The 17,973-nt window shown below is 68.8% G+C and carries 14 protein-coding genes and 1 tRNA gene; 7 read left to right on the forward strand and 8 right to left on the reverse strand.

The annotated features are described in order from the left end of the window. Positions 1–4 precede the first annotated feature (4 nt). The 3 genes from ACFJIT_RS08500 to ACFJIT_RS08510 all read left to right on the forward strand — a co-directional run bounded on the left by ACFJIT_RS08500 (position 5) and on the right by ACFJIT_RS08510 (position 2,660). Positions 5–436 (forward strand): cytochrome c-type biogenesis protein, encoded by a 432-nt coding sequence (locus tag ACFJIT_RS08500; RefSeq protein ID WP_379655742.1) that lies wholly within the window; start codon positions 5–7, stop codon positions 434–436. Continuing rightward, positions 436–1,455 carry a tetratricopeptide repeat protein gene (locus tag ACFJIT_RS08505; protein ID WP_379655575.1) on the forward strand — a complete coding sequence of 340 codons (1,020 nt, stop codon included), beginning with the start codon at positions 436–438 and terminating at the stop codon, positions 1,453–1,455. Before ACFJIT_RS08500 ends, ACFJIT_RS08505 begins: the two co-directional genes overlap by 1 nt. A gap of 89 nt (positions 1,456–1,544) precedes the next feature. Further along, positions 1,545–2,660 (forward strand): homoserine O-acetyltransferase, encoded by a 1,116-nt coding sequence (locus ACFJIT_RS08510; RefSeq protein WP_379655576.1) that lies wholly within the window; start codon positions 1,545–1,547, stop codon positions 2,658–2,660. Positions 2,661–3,004: 344 nt separating this feature from the next. Here ACFJIT_RS08510 and ACFJIT_RS08515 read toward each other — a convergent pair whose 3' ends face one another. Together ACFJIT_RS08515 and ACFJIT_RS08520 are read right to left on the reverse strand one after the other, a co-directional pair. After that, a complete protein-coding gene (locus ACFJIT_RS08515) occupies positions 3,005–6,103 on the reverse strand; it encodes a TonB-dependent receptor domain-containing protein (RefSeq protein WP_379655577.1) in 3,099 nt (1,032 codons plus the stop codon). Between the two features lie 519 nt (positions 6,104–6,622). After that, a complete protein-coding gene (locus ACFJIT_RS08520; protein WP_379655578.1) occupies positions 6,623–9,184 on the reverse strand; it encodes a glycoside hydrolase family 3 N-terminal domain-containing protein in 2,562 nt (853 codons plus the stop codon). 110 nt (positions 9,185–9,294) lie between these two features. Here ACFJIT_RS08520 and ACFJIT_RS08525 point away from each other — a divergent pair, with 110 nt between their 5' ends. Next, positions 9,295–10,302, forward strand: a complete 1,008-nt coding sequence (locus ACFJIT_RS08525) for a LacI family DNA-binding transcriptional regulator (protein WP_130519491.1) — start codon at positions 9,295–9,297, stop codon at positions 10,300–10,302. A gap of 251 nt (positions 10,303–10,553) precedes the next feature. On the opposite strand, the gene ACFJIT_RS08530 is transcribed toward ACFJIT_RS08525, so the two are convergent. Then, a tRNA-Leu gene (locus tag ACFJIT_RS08530) sits at positions 10,554–10,636 on the reverse strand. A 189-nt stretch (positions 10,637–10,825) separates the two neighbouring features. On the opposite strand from ACFJIT_RS08530, the gene ACFJIT_RS08535 reads away from it, so the two are divergent. Continuing rightward, on the forward strand, positions 10,826–11,449 hold the full coding sequence (locus ACFJIT_RS08535; protein ID WP_130519481.1) for a TetR/AcrR family transcriptional regulator: 624 nt from the start codon (positions 10,826–10,828) through the stop codon (positions 11,447–11,449). Positions 11,450–11,456: 7 nt separating this feature from the next. Here ACFJIT_RS08535 and ACFJIT_RS08540 read toward each other — a convergent pair whose 3' ends face one another. The 5 genes from ACFJIT_RS08540 to pssA all read right to left on the reverse strand — a co-directional run bounded on the left by ACFJIT_RS08540 (position 11,457) and on the right by pssA (position 15,470). Further along, complete coding sequence (locus ACFJIT_RS08540; RefSeq protein ID WP_379655579.1) at positions 11,457–11,930, reverse strand: hypothetical protein; 474 nt, start codon at positions 11,928–11,930, stop codon at positions 11,457–11,459. Next, on the reverse strand, positions 11,927–12,133 hold the full coding sequence (locus tag ACFJIT_RS08545) for a PspC domain-containing protein (protein ID WP_379655580.1): 207 nt from the start codon (positions 12,131–12,133) through the stop codon (positions 11,927–11,929). Before ACFJIT_RS08545 ends, ACFJIT_RS08540 begins: the two co-directional genes overlap by 4 nt. 421 nt (positions 12,134–12,554) lie before the next feature. Continuing rightward, a complete protein-coding gene (locus ACFJIT_RS08550) occupies positions 12,555–13,622 on the reverse strand; it encodes a class III poly(R)-hydroxyalkanoic acid synthase subunit PhaC (protein WP_379655581.1) in 1,068 nt (355 codons plus the stop codon). Continuing rightward, on the reverse strand, positions 13,619–14,779 hold the full coding sequence (locus tag ACFJIT_RS08555; protein ID WP_379655582.1) for a poly(R)-hydroxyalkanoic acid synthase subunit PhaE: 1,161 nt from the start codon (positions 14,777–14,779) through the stop codon (positions 13,619–13,621). The genes ACFJIT_RS08550 and ACFJIT_RS08555 overlap by 4 nt, the downstream gene beginning before the upstream one ends. Before the next feature lie 70 nt (positions 14,780–14,849). Next, positions 14,850–15,470: a CDP-diacylglycerol--serine O-phosphatidyltransferase gene (pssA, locus tag ACFJIT_RS08560; RefSeq protein WP_130522313.1), complete on the reverse strand. Its 621-nt coding sequence runs from the start codon at positions 15,468–15,470 to the stop codon at positions 14,850–14,852. Between the two features lie 654 nt (positions 15,471–16,124). Between pssA and ACFJIT_RS08565 the strand changes: the two genes are divergently transcribed. Together ACFJIT_RS08565 and ACFJIT_RS08570 are read left to right on the forward strand one after the other, a co-directional pair. Beyond that, complete coding sequence (locus ACFJIT_RS08565) at positions 16,125–16,397, forward strand: acyl carrier protein (protein WP_130522312.1); 273 nt, start codon at positions 16,125–16,127, stop codon at positions 16,395–16,397. Between the two features lie 6 nt (positions 16,398–16,403). After that, the gene (locus tag ACFJIT_RS08570) at positions 16,404–17,639 is read left to right on the forward strand and encodes a beta-ketoacyl-[acyl-carrier-protein] synthase family protein (protein WP_379655583.1); all 1,236 of its coding nucleotides are present in this window, start codon (positions 16,404–16,406) and stop codon (positions 17,637–17,639) included. The last annotated feature ends 334 nt before the right edge of the window (positions 17,640–17,973 follow it).

Below are 17,973 nucleotides of genomic sequence, written 5' to 3' on the forward strand. Positions count from 1 at the left end.
GGCGCTGCTGCGCGCCCTGATGCTGATCGCCCTGGCCGCGCCGCTGCTGGCCTGGGCCCAGGTCAGCGATCCCACGCCGCTGCAGTTCCGCGATCCGGCGCAGGAGGCGCGCTTCAACGCGCTCACCCACGAGCTGCGCTGCGTGATGTGCCAGAACCAGTCGCTGGCCGATTCCAATGCGCAGATCGCCCACGACCTGCGCCGCGAAGTGCTGCAGCTGATGAACGCCGGCCAGAGCGATGCGCAGATCAAGACCTATCTGGTCTCGCGCTATGGCGAGTTCGTACTGTATCGACCGCAGGTCGAACGCAGCACGTGGCCGCTGTGGTTCGGGCCCTTGCTGCTGCTGGTGGTCGGCATGCTGATCGTCGTGCGCGTGGTGCGCCGACGCAGCGCGAGCGGCCCGCCGCCGGCCGACGACGGGCAGGAGTGGTGATGACCGGTTTCGTGATCGCCGCCGCCGTGCTGACCCTGCTGGTGCTGGGCGGCGCACTGTGGCCGCTGTGGCGCGGCGCGCCGAAGCTGGCCACCGGGCTGGTGGTCGCTCTGGGCGTATGCGCGTTCGCGCTGTACCGGCTGCTCGGCACGCCCGCCGCCCTGGCGCCGCAGGCCAGCCAGGCGCCGACGACGATGGAAGACGCCATCGCCCTGCTCAAGGAGCAACTGCGGCGCGATCCGCAGGCCGCCGAAGGCTGGCAGCTGCTGGGCCGCACGCTGGCAGCGCAGGGCAAGGCCGTCGAAGCGCGCGAGGCCTTCGCCCGCGCCGCGGCGCTGCTGCCCGAGGATGCCAACGCGCTGGTCGAGGCGGCTCAGTCGCGCAGCCTGGCCGATCCGCAGCGGCGCCTGGACGATCAGGCCGTGACGATGCTCGAACATGCGCTGCGCATCGATCCGACGCAGCAACGCGCGCGCTGGTTCCTCGGCGTGGCCCAGCGCCAGCGCGGCGCCGCCGCGCAGGCCGCCGCCACCTGGGAACCGCTGCTGGCCCAGGTCGACACCGCCACGGCCAACAGCCTGCGCGAGCAGATCAACGCGGCCCGCGCCGAGGCCGGCCAGCCGCCGCTGACCGCCCCGACGAGCGCGCCTGCCGCCGCGGACGAGGCCAACGCGGTGCGCGTGCGGGTGACGCTGGACCCCGCGCTTCCGGCCGCCGCACGCCCGCCGGCCGACGCCACGGTGTTCGTGATCGCGCGCATCCCGGATGGCCCGCCGATGCCGGTGGCCGTGCAGAAGCACACGCTCGGCCAGCTGCCGCTGGAGATCCGCCTGAGCGATGCGGACAGCCCGATGCCCACGCAGAAGCTCTCCGCACTGCACGAGGTCGAACTCATCGCCCGCGTCTCGGCCAGCGGCAGTGCCCAGCGCAGCGCCGGCGATCTGGAATCGGCGCCCGTGCGCGTGCGCCTGCCGGCCCAGGCGCCGGTGACTCTGGTGATCGGCAGCGGCGCGCGCTGAAGGCGCGCCGGATCATCGGCACGCTGCGTTGCCAGATCGACGCAACCGGCGCGACGCGTCGCGATTTGCCCACCGGCTACACTGACGCGATGACCGAATTCATCCCCCCCGGCACGCGCTGGCACGCGCTGTCCTCGCCCTTCCCCATGAAGCGCGGCGGCGCACTGCACGGCGCGCGCGTCGCCTACGAGACCTGGGGCACGCTGTCGCCGGCGCGCGACAACGCCATCCTGATCGTCACCGGCCTCTCGCCCGATGCGCATGCGGCCTCCAGCGCGCTGGACGACACGCCGGGCTGGTGGGAGGCGATGCTCGGCCCGGGCAAGGCGATCGACACCACGCGCTGGTTCGTGGTGTGCGTCAACTCGCTGGGCAGCTGCAAGGGCTCGACCGGACCTGCGTCGATCGACCCGGCCACCGGCCAGCCGTATCGCCTCACCTTCCCCGACCTGTCGATCGAGGACGGCGCCGCCGCTGCCGTGGAGGTGGTGCGCGCGCTCGGCATCGAGCGGCTGGCCTGCGTGGTCGGCAACTCGATGGGCGGCATGACCGCCCTGGCCCTGCTGCACGCCAACCCCGGCATCGCGCGCAGCCATGTCAACATCTCCGGCAGCGCGCAGGCCCTGCCCTTCTCCATCGCCATCCGCTCGCTGCAGCGCGAGGCCATCCGCCTGGACCCGCTGTGGAACGGCGGCGACTACAGCGAGCGCGCCTATCCGGAAAGCGGCATGCGCATGGCGCGCAAGCTGGGCGTGATCACCTACCGCTCGGCGCTGGAATGGGACGGTCGCTTCGGCCGCGTGCGGCTGGAATCCGACCGCCCGGACGAGGAGCCATTCGGCCTGGAGTTCCAGGTGGAGAGTTATCTGGAAGGCCACGCGCGCCGCTTCGTGCGCCGCTTCGACCCCAACTGCTATCTGTACCTGAGCCGCTCGATGGACTGGTTCGACCTGGCAGAGTACGCCGCGGGCGGCGACATCCTGCAGGCGCTGACTTCCATCAAGCTGGACAAGGCGATGGCCATCGGCGCCACCACCGACATCCTGTTCCCGCTGCAGCAGCAGGAACAGATCGCCTCGGGCCTGCGCGCCGGCGGCGCCGACAGCAGCTTCGTCCCCCTGCCCTCGCCGCAGGGCCACGACGCCTTCCTGGTCGACTTCGCCCGCTTCGACCCGGCGGTGCGGGGGTTTCTGGCGGGGCTTTGAGCCGGACGGGAAACGCACGCTCGAGGAAAGGACGGCCCGCTGCGGCGGCGGTTGCAATCAGTCATTGCAGATGATCCCGACGGGAGGAGCGGTTTCTTCCGCTCACGTCGCGACCTCCTTGTAGAGCGGAGCTTGCTCCGCTGCTCTTGGTTTGATTCGTGGGTAAAGCCCCAGCGGAGCAAGCTCCGCTCTACAGGGCGGACGGACACGAAGCGCCGCGTCTGGCCGGGTCGAGGCTGGTTGGCGAAGTCCGCTCACCGAATTCGCACTGCTGTGAAGAGCCAAAAAGAAAACCGGCTCCTCACGGAGCCGGCTCTTGGTGCAGCTGTCGCAGTCGCGCCGGCTTACCAGTCGTAGGCCGCCGAGAACTGCACGTAGCGCGGGGACTGGAACGCGTACGGCAGGCCGTAGGTGTTGGAAACGGTGTAGGCCGCCGTTTCCGAGGTCCAGCCCTGCGAGGTGATGCCGTGGGAATTGAACACGTTGAACGCGTTCAGACCCAAGCGCAGCTTGTGATCGAAGTAGCCCGGCGCATACACCACGCCCAGATCCCAATCGTGCGTCCACGGCAGGAACTTGGTGCCGGGAGAAGCCGACTTGCCGAAGCAGGTATGGTAGGCCGCGCCATAGTTGCCCGCCGGATCGGCCGGACCGCCGTCGGCATTGTCGTTCTCGTCGATGCTGCCCTCCGGGTTGTAGTAGCCGAAGCAGTTGGCCGGCGCACCCGCCATCAGACGCGCGCTGACGCCCACCGACCAGTCGTCGTTGAAGGCGTAGCTGCCATGCAGCTTGATCTGATGGCGATGGTCGTTGGCCAGATAGCCATCGGCGTACTTCATGATCGCCGCGATATCCCAGTTCTCCGACGTGGACACACCATTGTCGTGGCTGTCGCTGCCCTGCCCGGTATCCGAATTGGCCGGACCCTCGGTGTTGCCCTGCAGCTTGGAGTAGGTGTAGTCCACGCGGAACTCCCACTTGCCGTCGAACGGATGCTCCAGGAACAGATCGATGGCCTTGTAGGTGCGCTTCATCGGCGACGGCCAGCCCCAGTCGCTGGGGTTCATGGTCAGCTTGGTGTAGGTGCCGGTGGGATTGCCGTTGGCGTCGATGTTCTGCAGGTTGAAGGTGTTGCTGGCGCTGGGGTTGCCCAGGAAGCAGCCCGGGATGTCGACGCCATCGGCCACGCTCTGGCCCTGGGTCGCGGCGAGCTTGTTGTACATCGTGCCCGGATCGCAGATGTCGTCCACGGCCGACTTCAGGTCGCGATAGGTGACCTTGGCGCCGAAGGCCCAGGACGCACCGAGCGTCTTCTCGAAGCCCAGGATGTATTCGTCCTGGTACTCGCTCTTGAGGTTGGTGGGCGCGATCGTATTGGGATCGACGGGCTTGCCGTCCTCACCGTTGAGCACCAGCACCGTACTGGCCTGATCGGTCACCGGGGCGCCGGTGTTGGGATTGATGCCGGTGTAGGTGAAGTACTGGCGGGTGAAGGTGGAGGGCGAAGCGCCACGCAGCGCCACCGCATTGGGCAGCGCCAGGAAGTAGCGACCCGCGTTGGCGAACAGCTTGAACGAAGAATCCCCGAACACATCCCATGCCGCACCGATCCGCGGTGCCCACTGGTTACCGCTGTCCACGTAGGGCTTGCCGACGTTGTTGTAGTTGGTGAACTTGTCGTTGCGCAGACCCACGGTCAGCAGCAGGTTGTCCACGACCTGCCACTTGTCTTCCAGGTAAAAGGCGTCCTGCTTGAGGGACATGCTGCTGGCGTCGGTGTAGAACGTGTTGCTGACGTAGTAGCCATTGGACGCGGCCAGACTGGGAATACCGTAGGCGGCCAGCGCGCCCATGTTGTTGGTGTGGGAGTAACGCCAGTTGTTGACGTACTGGGTGATGCCCTCGTTGTCCGACGAGAACTTCATGTTGTCCACGCCCAGGGTCAGGGTGTGGTCGCCCACCACCCACTGCAGGTCGGCGCGCAGGCCGTGGCTGCGATCGATGGCGTTGGTACCGCCGGCGGTGAGCGTGTTGGGAATGGTGACGCCGCTGATGTCGCCCACGGCCGGATTCACCGTGGCCTGCGAGGCGGTGACCATGTCGATGCCGGCCGACACCTGCGGATTGATCGCCTTGTAGGCCTGGCGCGTGCGGCCGTAGGTGGCGTCGAAGGTCAGGCTGTCGGTGAGATAGCCGGTGTACTTGAGCACCGACAGGTCGTTGGTCAGGTAGGTCGGCGTGATCGAATTGAGCACGTTGCCGATGGCCTGGGTATCGAAGTCGTAGCCGTAATCGGTGCCGCGCTCGTTGGTCTTCTCGTGCAGATAGGTGTATTCGAGCAGGTTGCTGTCGTTGATGTTCCAGTTCAACTTGGCGTACAGCTTGGGATTGGTGCTGCTGTAGCGCTCGTAGGTCGCCGGCGCGGCCTGGCTGGGCGACCCGGTCGCGGTGTCGACCTTGTCGGTTTCTGCGGAAATGAAGCCGAACAAGGTGTCGCGGATCAGCGGACCGCTGACATAGCCGCTGTAGGTGCTCTCCCAGCGCTCGTGCTGATTGCCCTTGTCGTAGATCGTGCCCGCCAACTGAGGCGATTCGTAGCCGTACTGATAGGGCTTGCCGGTGTCGGGATTGACCGGGATGTTCGGATTGGCATTGGCCGCGCTGAAATCCATGTTCGGGTAGTAGCGATCCGGATTGTTGGAGCGCAGGCCCTTGGGCGAAAACGTGATCTGGCCGCCGAAATGCAGATCGTTGCTGCCGCTCATGCCGATGCCGTTGATCACGCCGCCGTCGGAACGACCGTACTTGGCGCTGTAGCCACCGGTGTAGGTCTCCTGCTGGGCGATCGACCCGTAGGGCAGCGTATAGCCACCGACATTGGTCATCGGGTTGCCGGTGAAGAAACCATTGATGTAGTAGGCGTTCTCCGCCACCGACGCGCCGCCAAAGGACACGCTGTTGCCGAAGTAGTAGCCGTTGCCCGACGCGGTCCCCGGCGCCAGCAGCGCGATAGCCTCGGCCGAACGCGGGATCGGCAGGCGCTTGAGCTGCTCGGCGGTGATCACCGTATGGGTATCGGTGGCGGTCACGTCGATCTTCGGCGCGGACGCGCCGGTGACCCGGACCGTTTCCAGCGTCGCGGCGTTGCCGCCGAAGGACGCGTCGACCGCACTGCCGACCGTGACGATCACCGACTTGCTGCCGCCCTCCTGCGAGGTCACGGTGTAGGACCCCACCGGTAGCGAGCTCAGGCTGTAACGGCCATCGGCATCGGCCGTGACCGTGCGACTGAAGCCGCTGTTGTTACTGATGGTCACGGTGGAACCCGGCTGGACGGTGCCGCGGATGCTGCCGCTGGTGCTCTGCGCGTGGACGACGCCGGCAAAGCACATGCCCAGCGCCGCACTCAACGCCGTGCGCTTCATGGTCTTGGCGAATTTCATCGAAAGATCTCTCTGGTTGACAGGTAGGAGCAAGGCCATCCGGCTGTCTTTCGTACTGCTCCCCAGCCGGGAATGCGTGGGTCTTGGGACAACCTCCGCAACACGAGAGTAACGAGAAACTCACAAAAAATTACAAATTGGTCATCTTTTTTTTGTGCCTGTTTTCGCTACATTTGACGGTGCTTTTCAAGAATTTGTCTGCCAAGTCGCGTCATGCAATCGACATGGTTTCATTTGTCCTGGATGACGGCATCTGCCCTATTCGACACCAACCGTTCCCCTGATTGACCGTCTCCTCTTGAAGTCCACTGAGGGCACGGAGGAAGTTTTCTGCCGCAGTCTGCCGACGCCTCGACCGCGCTCAAAGCGACCAACGCGCCATATCCATCCAAGCAACTAGGCCTACCGCGTCACACGCACAAAAGCGAGGCCGGCGATGTCATCACCGCCGGCCTCGTGTCCGCCCAAGGTGTCAAGGCGGGCCGCTGTCCTCTTGACCGAGGCAGGGCCCGCCCGCCCTCATTTCGCCGCGCAATCGAGCACGTGCTGCGCCTCGGTGCCCAGGCCGACTTCGTGGACCGACAGCACCGTGCCGGCCGGCATGCGCCAGCCCAGCGGCGCGGTGACCTGGCCCATCTGCGCGTTGCGCGCGGCGAAGCATTTCAACGGGATGCCCAGCGTGCCCCAGGTGCCGCGCGGCGCCTTGGCCAGCGCGGTGTCGATCGGCAGGGACGCGCTGCAGCCCGGGCCGCATTCCAGGAACAGTTCGGCGCCCGGCTGCGACGGCGCGGCGTCCACGCGCAGGGTGACGCGCAGCATCACGTTGCCGTTGGTCTCGCGCACCAGGTCCAGCGGGCGCGGCGCGAGCAGCGCGATCTCGCCGGCCTGCTTCCAGGTGATCTTCCACGCGTCTTCCTGCGCCTTGTAGTCCACCGGCGCGATCGCCACGTCCGGCGCGTCGCGCTGGCCGGAAGGCTGGGACAGCGTGCGCGGCTTGCCCACCACCGACTGCACGCGCAGCGTCCAGCCGGTGGCCGGCGTTCCGCGCTCGAAGAAGGTCTGCGCGCCCAGCGAGGCCAGGTCCATGCCCGCATCCTCGGACAGCGCCGGCAGGGACGCCGGCTTGGCGTAGGTCAGGCCGTAGCCGTAGGCGAACTGCGGGTCGTAACCGGGCTGGCCGACGTTCAAGGGCGTCTGCACCGCGGTGCGCGGCCACGAGTAGGACAGCGTGCCGCGGAAGTCGTGCTGCACCTTGCCCGCAGCGTCGCGCAACAGCACATCGGCCACGCCGCCACCTTCCGAACCCGGCAGCCAGGCGGCCACGAAGGCGTCGGCGGCATTGATCTCGCGATTCATCCACAGCGGACGGCCGGACAGGAACACCGCCACCACCGGGATGCCTTCCGCCTTGAGCTTGCGCAGCAGCTTCAGGTCGCGGTCGTCGCCCGGGCGATAGGCCAGCACCTTCAGGTCGCCCTGGAACTCGGCGTACGGCGTCTCGCCGAACACCACCACCGCCGCGTCGGGCTTGTGCGTGTAGCGGCCGTCGGCGGCCAGCTCGACCTGGCCGCCGGCGCGCGCCACCTGCTCGCGCAGGGCCGCGGCGATGGTCTGCGCGTGCGGGAAGTCCTCCGGCTTCAGGCCGGTGCCCTGCCAGCTCAGGGTCCAGCCGCCGGACTGCATCATCATGTCGTCGGCGCCGTCGCCCGCCACCAGCAGCCTGGCGCGCGGATCGAGCGGCAGCACGCCGCCGTTGTTCTTCAGCAGCACCAGCGACTCGCGCACCGCCCGACGCGCGATGGCGCGATGTTCGGCGCTGCCCAGCAGGTCGAACCGGCCCGCGACCCCGCGCGTGGACGGCTTGCCGGCCTCGAACATGCCGGCGCGGAACTTCACCCGCAGGATGCGGCGCACCGCCTCGTCCAGGCGCCCGGCCGGCAGCGCGTGGCCTTTCTCGGCCGCCAGCAGACGCTCGTAGCAGCCCTTCCAGGTGTCCGGCGCCATGATCATGTCCACGCCGGCGACGAAGGCCGGCACGCAGTTCTCGCGGCTGCCGCCGGGCACGCTGGCATGGCCGTTCCAGTCGCTGACCACGAAGCCGTCGAAGCCCATGCGCTGCTTCAGCACCGCATCCAGCAGCGAGGCGTTGCCGCTCATCTTGACGCCGTTCCAGCTGGAGAAGGACACCATCACCGCCTGCACGCCGGCCTTCAGCGCCGGCGGATAGCCCGCGCCATGCACATCGCGCAGCGTGGCCTCGTCGATGCGCGCATCGCCCTGATCGCGGCCTTCGAAGGTGCCGCCATCGGCCAGGAAGTGCTTGGCGGTGGCCACCACGTGCGCGCCCTTGAGGAAGTCCTTGCTGCCCGGCTTGCCCTGCAGGCCCTGGATCAGCGGACCGGCATAGGCGCGCACCACGTCCGGATTCTCCGAATAGCCCTCGTAGGTGCGGCCCCAGCGATCGTCCTGCGGCACCGCCAGCGTCGGGGCGAAGGTCCAGTCGATGCCGGTGGCACGCATCTCCGCGGCGGTGGCTTGCGCGATCTGGCCCATCAGCGCCGGGTCGTGGGTCGCGCCCAGGCCGATGTTGTGCGGGAACAGCGTCGCGCCCACCACGTTGTTGTGGCCGTGCACCGCATCGACGCCGAAGATGACCGGGATGGCGTTGTACTTGCCGCCGCTGGTGTCCATCGAGGCGGCGTAGAAGTCATCGGCCAGCGCCAGCCAGGCGCTGGCCGGCGCGTTGTACTGGCCGCCCGGGTCCGAGCTGCCGCCGGCCAGGATCGAGCCCAGGCGGTAGGTCTTCAGATCGTCCGGGGTGACGCTGGCGATGTCGGCCTGGACCACCTGCCCGACCTTCTCTTCCGGCGACATCCTGGCCAGCAGCGCATCGATGCGCGCCTCCAGCTTGGGATCGGGCTTGAGCGGCGAGCGCAGCTGCGGCCACAGCGCCGGATGCGCGGTGCCCGCCTGTTGATCCAGCGCGATGGCCGCGCCGCCGCTCAGCACGCCGGCCGACAGCGTCGCCAGCAGCGCGAGGGAAAGGGGGCCACGGGCGGCGCGGAAGGGACGTTGCTTCATGCAGAGGACTCCTGGGAAAGGGATGCACGTGCCGGACGTGCTGCGGTCGCAGCAGGCGTCGGCCGCGGGTTTTGGCAAGATGCGGCGACGGCGACAGGGGATGGCAGACGATGCGGGTGAGACTGGAGGACGTGGCCGAGGCGGCCGGCGTATCGATGAAGACGGTCTCGCGCGTGCTCAACCAGGAGCCGCGCGTGAGCGAACAGACCCGTCGCCGCGTGCAGGAAGTGGTCGATCGGCTGCACTACAAGCCCAACCTCTCCGCGCGCAGCCTGGCCAGCCGGCGCACCTTCGTGGTCGCGCTGGCCTACGACAACCCTTCGCGCAACTACCTGATGCAGATCCAGGGCGGCGTGCTCGAAGCCTGCCGCGAGCGGCACTACACCCTGGTGCTGGCGCCGGTGACCTATGGCGAGGGCCGCGCGATCGCCGAGCTGCGCGAACTGGCCAACCAGCACGGCGTCGACGGTTTCGTGCTCACCCCGCCGCTGACCGACGACATGGAGCTGCTCGGCTTCCTGGACGATGCGGCCCTGCCCTTCGCCAGCATCGCCCCACGCACGCATCGTGGCCGCATCGGCGTGACCGTGGACGAACACGCCGCGGTGTGCGAGCTGATGCACCACCTGCTCGCGCTCGGCCATCGCCGCATCGGCCACATCAAGGGGCCGCCGACCCACGGCGCGGCCGAGTGGCGACACGCCGGCTACCGCGAGACCCTGCGCGAGGCCGGCATCGCCTACGACCCGGCGCTGGTGGCCAAGGGCGAGTTCACCTTCGAATCGGGCGTGGCCGCGGCCAACCAGCTGCTCGACCTGCCCGAGCCGCCCACCGCCATCTTCGCCGGCAACGACGACATGGCCGCCGGCGTGATCCGCGTGGCCGGCGAGCGCGGCCTGCGCATCCCGCAGCAGCTCTCGGTCTGCGGCTTCGACGACACGCCGATCTCGCGCCACATCTTCCCCTCGCTTACCACCGTGCGGCAGCCCACGCGCGACATGGGCCGCACCGCGACACTCGAACTGATCAAGACCATCCACACGCCCGACAGCGGTGCGATGGTGCAGATGCCCTACGCCCTGCAGCTGCGCGAATCGACCGCGGCCCCCTCGACCTGACGCACGCATGCGCGCCGCGCCAGGGCGGCCCCGCAGTGCATGGACGAAACGCAGGTCAGGCGGGCGCATAAGGGAGACAAGCCAGGCAGCAAGGCAAGGAAGCGCCACCACCCACGACCCCGTCCGGTGACAGCGCTGTCACCATACGAAGCCCGACCCCGCCTTGGCATTCTGCGCCGCATCAATCTGGCGGGCTTGTCATTCCCCAGACGGCACAAAGGCCGGCGATGCCGGCCTTTGCCTTCCCATCATGCCGAAGGTGGGACTCGAACCCACACGCTTTTAAGGGCGGCGGATTTTGAGTCCGCTGCGTCTACCATTCCGCCACTTCGGCGCGGTCGCGCAGTATAGCGGCCCGGGGCGGTGCCGGTAAGCCTGCGGCGCGCGGCGTTGCGCGCATGGCGCTCTCCCGCGGTGCATCACTCGTCTGGCGATATTCCTTGCTAGATTGGCGGAAACAGGCCAGCTCCGATCCCCCATGCCCATGCTCGCTTCCAGACCGCGCCTCCCGGGTGTGCGGCCGATGCCCCAGGTCGAACTGTGCCGCCGCGGCGAGCTGCGCGTGGAGAAGTTCCTCGACGCGGCCGCCGAGGTGTTCGCCGAGAAGGGCTACCAGCAGGCCCGCCTGAGCGAGATCGTGGCGCGCGCCGGCGGCTCGCTGGCCACGTTGTACCGGGCCTTCGGCGACAAGGAAGGCCTGGCCTTCGCCATCATCGAGCGCCGCCTGCAGGACATGGCCGACCGGCTGCGCGCAATGGAACTGGACGGCTTGTCGCCGCAGGAGGCGCTGCGCAAGGCCGGCCGCGAGATCGCCGCCAGCCTGACCACGCCCGATGCGCTGCTGGTCAACCGCATCGTGATCGGCGAAGGCCGCGCCTTCCCGCAGCTGCGCGACTTCTTCTTCGACAACGCCATCGCCGACACGCGCGGCTGCCTGGGCCATTACTTCGAACAGCAGGTCGCCGCCGGCAGGCTGGTGCTGCATACCACCCCTTACCAGGCGGCGGGCCAGTTCTTCATGATGCTGTTCGGCGAGCTGACCATCCGCACTGCCTGCGGCTACATGGCCAACTCCGATCCGGAGGAGCTGGCGGCCTACGTGGACGCCTCGGTCGAGCAGTTCCTGCACGGCGCGCTGCCGCGCTGAAGCCGCTTCATCGCAGCGAACGCGGGTTGGCGAACGGCCACCAACCCGCGCCGGTCAACGCATAGCGATCGGCGGCGCGCTCGAAGCGGTTGTGCACGCTGATCCCACCACAGACCAGATAGAGCGGCAGGAATAGCGGCCCCAGCGCCATGTACTGCAGCACGTGCGCGCGTTCGTGATCGCCCAGGCGGATCGCCGCGTCGGTGCAATGCCCCGCGCGATGGGCATAGGTGTGGCAGGCAATGTCCAGGTCGGGTCCCGTGTGCAGGATGGTGTTGCCGAAGGTGATCGCCCCGCCCGGCCCCCAGGGCCAGCGCGCGAACACCAGCGCGTGCTCGCGCGTGCTCAGGTGCACCCGCGCGCCGCGCAGCAGGCCGGCCGCGCCGAGCAGCAGACCGATCAGCGTGTTGGGCGATGTCCACAGCGCCCCCAGCGCCAGCAGCAACGGATGCGGCGCGCGCACGCGGGCGCGATCGCTCACGCCTCGTTGGGCATCAGCAGCCACAGCAGCAGGTAGACCAGGATGCCGGGAAAGGCCGCCGAGGCCAGCGAGACGATGACGAACACCACCCGCACCAGCGTGGTGTTCCAGCCGAAGCGACGAGCGATGCCGCCCATGACGCCGGCGATCATGCGGTCGTCCAGCGAGCGAGCCAGCGGACGGGGAGCGGTGGGCGTGTTCATGGCGGCACTCTGCGAGCGGCGGTGGATGGTGGGGAGTCTAGCGGTGTGTGGGTCAAGGGCGGGTTGGGGATTCGGGATTCGGGATCGCAGGAAGCGTCAGCCCAAGTGATCTGCCCCCTCCCTTGCGCGCAGCGCAGGGGAGCTCGAAGTCGCGGCTAGCGACTGAGGGGGAGGGGTTGGTTTTTGCTGTTGCTGTTAGCTCTTGCTGTAGCTGCCAGCTGTTGCTGTCGCCTTTGCTGCTGGGGCTCGCTGTTGCCGCTGGCTTTCGCTTGTCTTTAGCTAGCCGCGAAAAGCACCCCTCCCCAGCCCTCCCCTGCGCTGCGCGCAAGGGAGGGGGCGGATCATGGGGAAACGGTCATTTTGGCGGGGCGGTTAGTGGCGCTTGGACCAAGTCGCCAAACAGCGGGTCCGACAGACCCAATCAGCGCGCCGCCAGCCAGCCTGCGATGGCGCTGGGGACTTCGCGCTGGGCGCGGCTGGAGACGTAGATGCCGATATGGCCGCCGCGGAAGCTCAGTTCGGAATAGTCCTGGCTGCCGACCAGCCCGCGCAGCGCCTTGGAGGCATCGGGAGGCACCAGGTGATCCTGCTCGGCGTAGATGTTGAGGATCGGCATCCCCAGGCGCGACAGGTCCACCGCCTCGCCGTCCAGCGCGATGCCGCCTTCGACGAAGCCGTTGGCCTGGTAGAACTGCTTGGCGAACTGGCGGAAGGCCTCGCCCACCTGGTCGGGCGAGTCGAAGATCCACTTCTCCATGCGCAGGAAATCCTGCACCGCGCGCCGGTCGTCGAGGATGTCGAGCAGGCCGACATACTTCTGCACGTTCAGGCGGAACGGCTTGAGCATCAGGTAGCTCAGATTCATCAGGTCGGCCGGCACGTTGCCCAGCGTATCCACCAGAAGATCCACATCGACCATGCGGATCCAGTTGGACAGCATGTTGTCCGGCGTGTGGAAGTCCACCGGGGTGACCATCGTGATCAGGTTGCGCAGCTTGGCCGGATGCAGCGCGGCATGGCACAGCGAGAGCGCGCCACCCTGGCAGATGCCGAGCACGTTGATCGCGTCCTCGCCGCTGGTCTGGCGCAGATGATCGACGGCGCCGTCGATATAGCGGTTGACGTAATCGTCCAGCAGCGCGAAACGGTCGGACCGATCCGGATAGCCCCAGTCGATCAGGTACACGTCCTGGCCCTGCGCCAGCAGGCCCCGGACCAGCGAACGGTCCTCCTGCAGGTCGACCATGTAGGGCCGGTTGACCAGCGCATAGGTGATGAGCAGCGGCACCCTGGCGGTGGGCGCGGTGTCGCCGATGAAGCGATACAGCACCACCTTGCCATCGCGCCAGACTTCCTCGCGCGGGGTCACACCGTAGTGGACGTCCCCGACCTCGGGCAGCGTGCGCAAGCCGGCGCCCAGCTTCTCCTGCAGGGCGATCGCTTCGGCGGCCAGCGCATCGGCGGTGGCGCGGAACGGGCTGCTGCTCATGCCGGCGCCTTGCCGCGCGTGGTGCGCCTGGCGGAGGTCTTCGAGATGGGCTTGCTGGGCGCTCTGGTGCGGCCGGCCTTCTTCGCTGCGGCTTTCTTCGCCGCGGCTTTCTTCGCCGTAGGCTTATCGCCGGTCTTCTTCGCTGCGGTCTTGGCCGACTTCTTCGCCGGCGCCTTCGACGCAGGGGAAGGCTTCGAAGCGGCGGCCTTCTTCGCCGCCTTCGCCGGTCGCGCTGGCGACGGAGCCTGGCGAGACGCTTCAGGCGCGGCCGCGGGACGCGGCGCGGGCCGCTCGGCGGCCTGGCCGCGCATCATGCGGCGCAGGATGCGCTCGAGTTCGGCGATCTTGCGGTGCGCGGCATCGACCTCGGTGCGCGTGGGCAGCCCCAGCAGGCTGCCGAGCTGCTCGACCTCGCGCTGCACGCCGGCGCGCATGCGCATCTGCGCGTTGGCCAGCGCGCCGTAGACCTCGCTGAATTCCTCGGACAGCGCCATGCGCGCGTAGGCATCCTCGGCCGCGTCGATCCACTCGTCGAACAGGGCCCGCGCGCTGTCCAGCGCACTGCCCTCGCCCGCGCGCTGGTTCAACTTCTCCTCGAACAGCGCATAGGCCTGGCGCGAGGCATCCTCCAGCAGGGTGCGGTAGGCCTCGGCAGCCTCGCGTAGCGCATGCTGGGCCTGCAACAGGCCCTTCCAGCGCTGCTGGTGCTCGCGCGCCGGGCCGAAGGCCGGCGTCCTGGACCATTCCTCCAGCGGCCCGCGCAGCGATTCCAGCCAGGGCAGCCACTGCTCGCCCAGATCGTCCAGCCCGGTGGCCTGACCGAACAGGCTGCCGAACAGGTCCGGATACGGATTGGCCTCGGTCGCGCCCAGCGCCTGGCGCCAGGCGGCGACGATGTCGGCCGGGGTGTTGTCGCGGTCGGCGAACTGGGCGGCCACGTGCTGCATGCGCCCGAACCAGTGCCGGGCCAGCCCGTCGAAGCGCTCCATCACATCGCCCGGCGCCCCGCCCTTGGGCGGCGTCCAGCCCGGCCAGCCGCCAGGCACCTGCTGCCAGGCCGGCCCGGCGGTCTCCAGCGGCACCGAGGCGAACTTGCGCAGCGCCTCGCCCAGGTCTCCCAGACCTGGCGCGCCATCGCGTCCGCCCCTTCGCCCCACCCGCCTTGTGCACCCGACATTACGCGCTCCCGACTTGCGTCCGGATGATAGCAACCTGCCGGCAGCTGCCCTACGGCTTGGGAATACGCAGTGTCTTGCTGATCATCAGCGAGCCGGACAGCGCGAACAGCAGCACCAGCGGATGCAGCTGCCACGGCCCCAGTTGCCATTGGCCCCACCACACCTGCGCACCGAGGCGGCCCTGCACCGCCGCCACCGCCAGCAGCACCACCAGCGCCAGGCTGGTGGGGATCGGCGTGCCTTCGAAGTAGGTCACCTTGCCCTCATCGCCCGAGAGCGCCTCGGCGGTGACGTTGTAGCGCGCCAGTCGGCTGACGCCGCAGCACACGAAGTAGCTCAGGATCAGCCAGTCCCAGCCGCCCTGCAGGCCGCAGGCGTAGGCCAGCGCCGCCGGCGCCACGCCGAAGGAGATCACGTCGGCCAGCGAGTCCAGCTCGCGCCCCAGGGTGGAGGCCGACTTCCGCCAGCGCGCCACCCGGCCGTCCAGCGCGTCGAAGATGAAGGCCAGCGGGATCAGCGCCATGCCGGCCAGCAGCACGCCCACGCGGCCCTGCTGCATGTAGTGCAGCGCGGCGAACACCGCGCCGCTGCCGCAGAAGGCGTTGCCCAGGGTGAACCAGTCGGCCAGCTGGAAGTCGCGCAGCATCGAGAAATGGCGGGGTCGTGACATGGCGCGCGCGCTCGCGACGGAAGAACGGGCCGCCAGCCTGCCAAGGGTGGCGTCGCGCGGCAATCAAGGCCGGGCGCGAAGGCTCGAAGAGATGGCACCTGTCAGCGCCACGCGGCCAGCCGCTTAGCGGGCCGCGATGTTCCACGCGCAAGTCCGAAGCGCCGCGATTCTTCCTGGTCATTTTTGTGCCATTTCGCTTGACACGCCTGCCTTGCAACGCGCTCCCACGCTTATCCACACCTTTGTCGGCACCCCATCCACAGCCCCTGTGGATGAACGGCCGCGCGCCGGTCACTTTTTCGCCATCTTCGGCGCAGGCCGCGCCGTTGCTGGGCGCGCGCGGCTTATCCACATGCTTGCCCCACCACTCATCCACACCGGCTGTGGAGAACTGCGGCGGCGGCACGGCTCACCGGCGTTTACGGTTCCACGGCCGCCAACCGGGCCCGGCTCGGCGCCAACGGACGGGACGGGACACCCCCGCTCAGCGGGCGCTGGACCGCCGCTGAAGGCCCGCGCGTGGACCGGCTTGACGAAAGGCCTCTGGAAGATTGGCGATCTAGCGTGGCGCCTGGCTGCTGCGGCCGAGGCTGCAGCGTGCGCTCCACCGGCGGCCGGTGCCGTGCGGTGGCCTCTCATTCGCGGAGCACTGCCATGACCCCGTCCATCGAATCGCAGATCCAGACCATCGTCGCCCAGCACGCCGAGATCGACCCCGCCACCTTGACCCCGGACACCAAGCTGCAGGAGCTGGGCGTGGATTCGCTCGAGGCCATCGAGATCCTGTTCGACATCGAAGAGCACTTCGACATCACCTTCCCGCAGCGCGATCCGAAACTGGACGACGGCTCGCTCGGCAAGCTGGTCCTGGCCGTCGAGGACGCGCTGGCGACCAAGGCGGCCACCGCGGCGCAGCCGGCGCACTGACGCGCCATGGACGCCTCCGTGCGGGCGCGGCGCGTGGTGATCACCGGCATGGGCGCGGTCAGCGCGCTCGGCCTGGGCGCGCCGGCGCTGTGGAGCGCGATGCGCGACGGTCGCAGCGGCATCGCGCCCCTGGCCTCGCCCGATCCGCACAGCACGCTGAAGATGCGGATGGCGGCGACCCTGCCCGGGTTCGCCCCGGACGCGACGCAGACCGGCGGCATCGCCCCCGGCCAGCTCGACCGCATGACCCAGATGGCACTGGTCGCCGCCCAGGAGGCGATGACCCAGGCCGGCCTGAGCGCAGAGTCCGCGCTCGGCGCGCGCTGCGCGGTGGTGGTCGGCACCGGCGTGGGCGCCGAGCTCAGCCGCGACGAGCAGTCGCGCCGGCTCTACCGCGACCAGTCCGAGCGCCTGCACCCGCTGACCATCGTGCGCAGCATGAACAACGCCGCGGCCAGCCAGATCAGCATCGCCTTCGGCCTGCGCGGGCCGGCCTTCGCCGTGTCCAGCGCCTGCGCCTCGGCCAATCACGCGCTGGCCCAGGCCGCGCTGATGGTGCGCCACGGCCTGGCCGAGGTGGCCATCGCCGGCGGCAGCGAGGCCTGCCTGAGCCTGGCCCTGATCCGCGCCTGGGAAGCGATGCGTGTGGTCAGCGACGACACCTGCCGGCCCTTCTGCGCACAGCGCAGCGGCCTGGTGCTGGGCGAAGGCGCCGGGCTGTTCGTGCTGGAAAGCGCCGAGCACGCCGCCGCCCGCGGCGCGCGGCCGCTGGCCGAGCTGGCCGGATTCGGCATGAGCGCCGATGCCGGCGACATCGTCGCGCCCAGCATCGACGGTGCGGCCGCGGCCATGCGCCTGGCGCTGCAGGACGCGGGCCTTCCGCCGGAACAGATCGACTACGTCAACGCCCATGGCACCGGCACCCAGGCCAACGACCGCTGCGAGACCCGCGCGCTGCGGCAGGTGTTCGGCGCGCACGCCGAGGCGCTGGCGGTGAGTTCGACCAAGGCCGTGCACGGCCACGCGCTCGGCGCGGCCGGCGCGCTGGAACTGGTGGCCGCGATCGGCGCACTGCGCGAGCAGGTGGTGCCGCCGACCGCCAACTTCCTCGATCCCGATCCGGAATGCGACCTGGACTACGTCCCCAACCAGGCGCGTGCCCGCCCGGTGCACGCGGTGCTGAGCAACTCCTTCGCCTTCGGCGGACTCAATGCGGTGATCGCGCTGCGCGCGGCGGATTGAAGCCTCGCAAGGTTCCACGCAGCGCGTCATGCGGCGCGATGCGGCCTGGTCATTTTTGTGCCAATCCGCTTGACACGCCCGCCCCGCAACGCGCTCACGCGCTTATCCACATCCTTGTCCAGCTTCCATCCACAGGCCCTGTGGATGAACTGCCGCGCGCTGGTCATTTTTTCGCCATCTTCGCGCGCTGCCTTGCCACGACTGGGCGCGCGCGGCTTATCCACATGCTTGCCCCACCACTCATCCACACCGGCTGTGGAGAACCGCGCAGGTCGCACTGGCCGCCAACAGCACGGTTCCACGGCGCTCCGCTTGGCTCTACGGCGACAGCGTG

The sequence above is a fragment of the Pseudoxanthomonas sp. UC19_8 genome, assembly GCF_042700505.1.
In the GTDB taxonomy this organism is placed as follows: domain Bacteria; phylum Pseudomonadota; class Gammaproteobacteria; order Xanthomonadales; family Xanthomonadaceae; genus Pseudoxanthomonas_A; species Pseudoxanthomonas_A winnipegensis.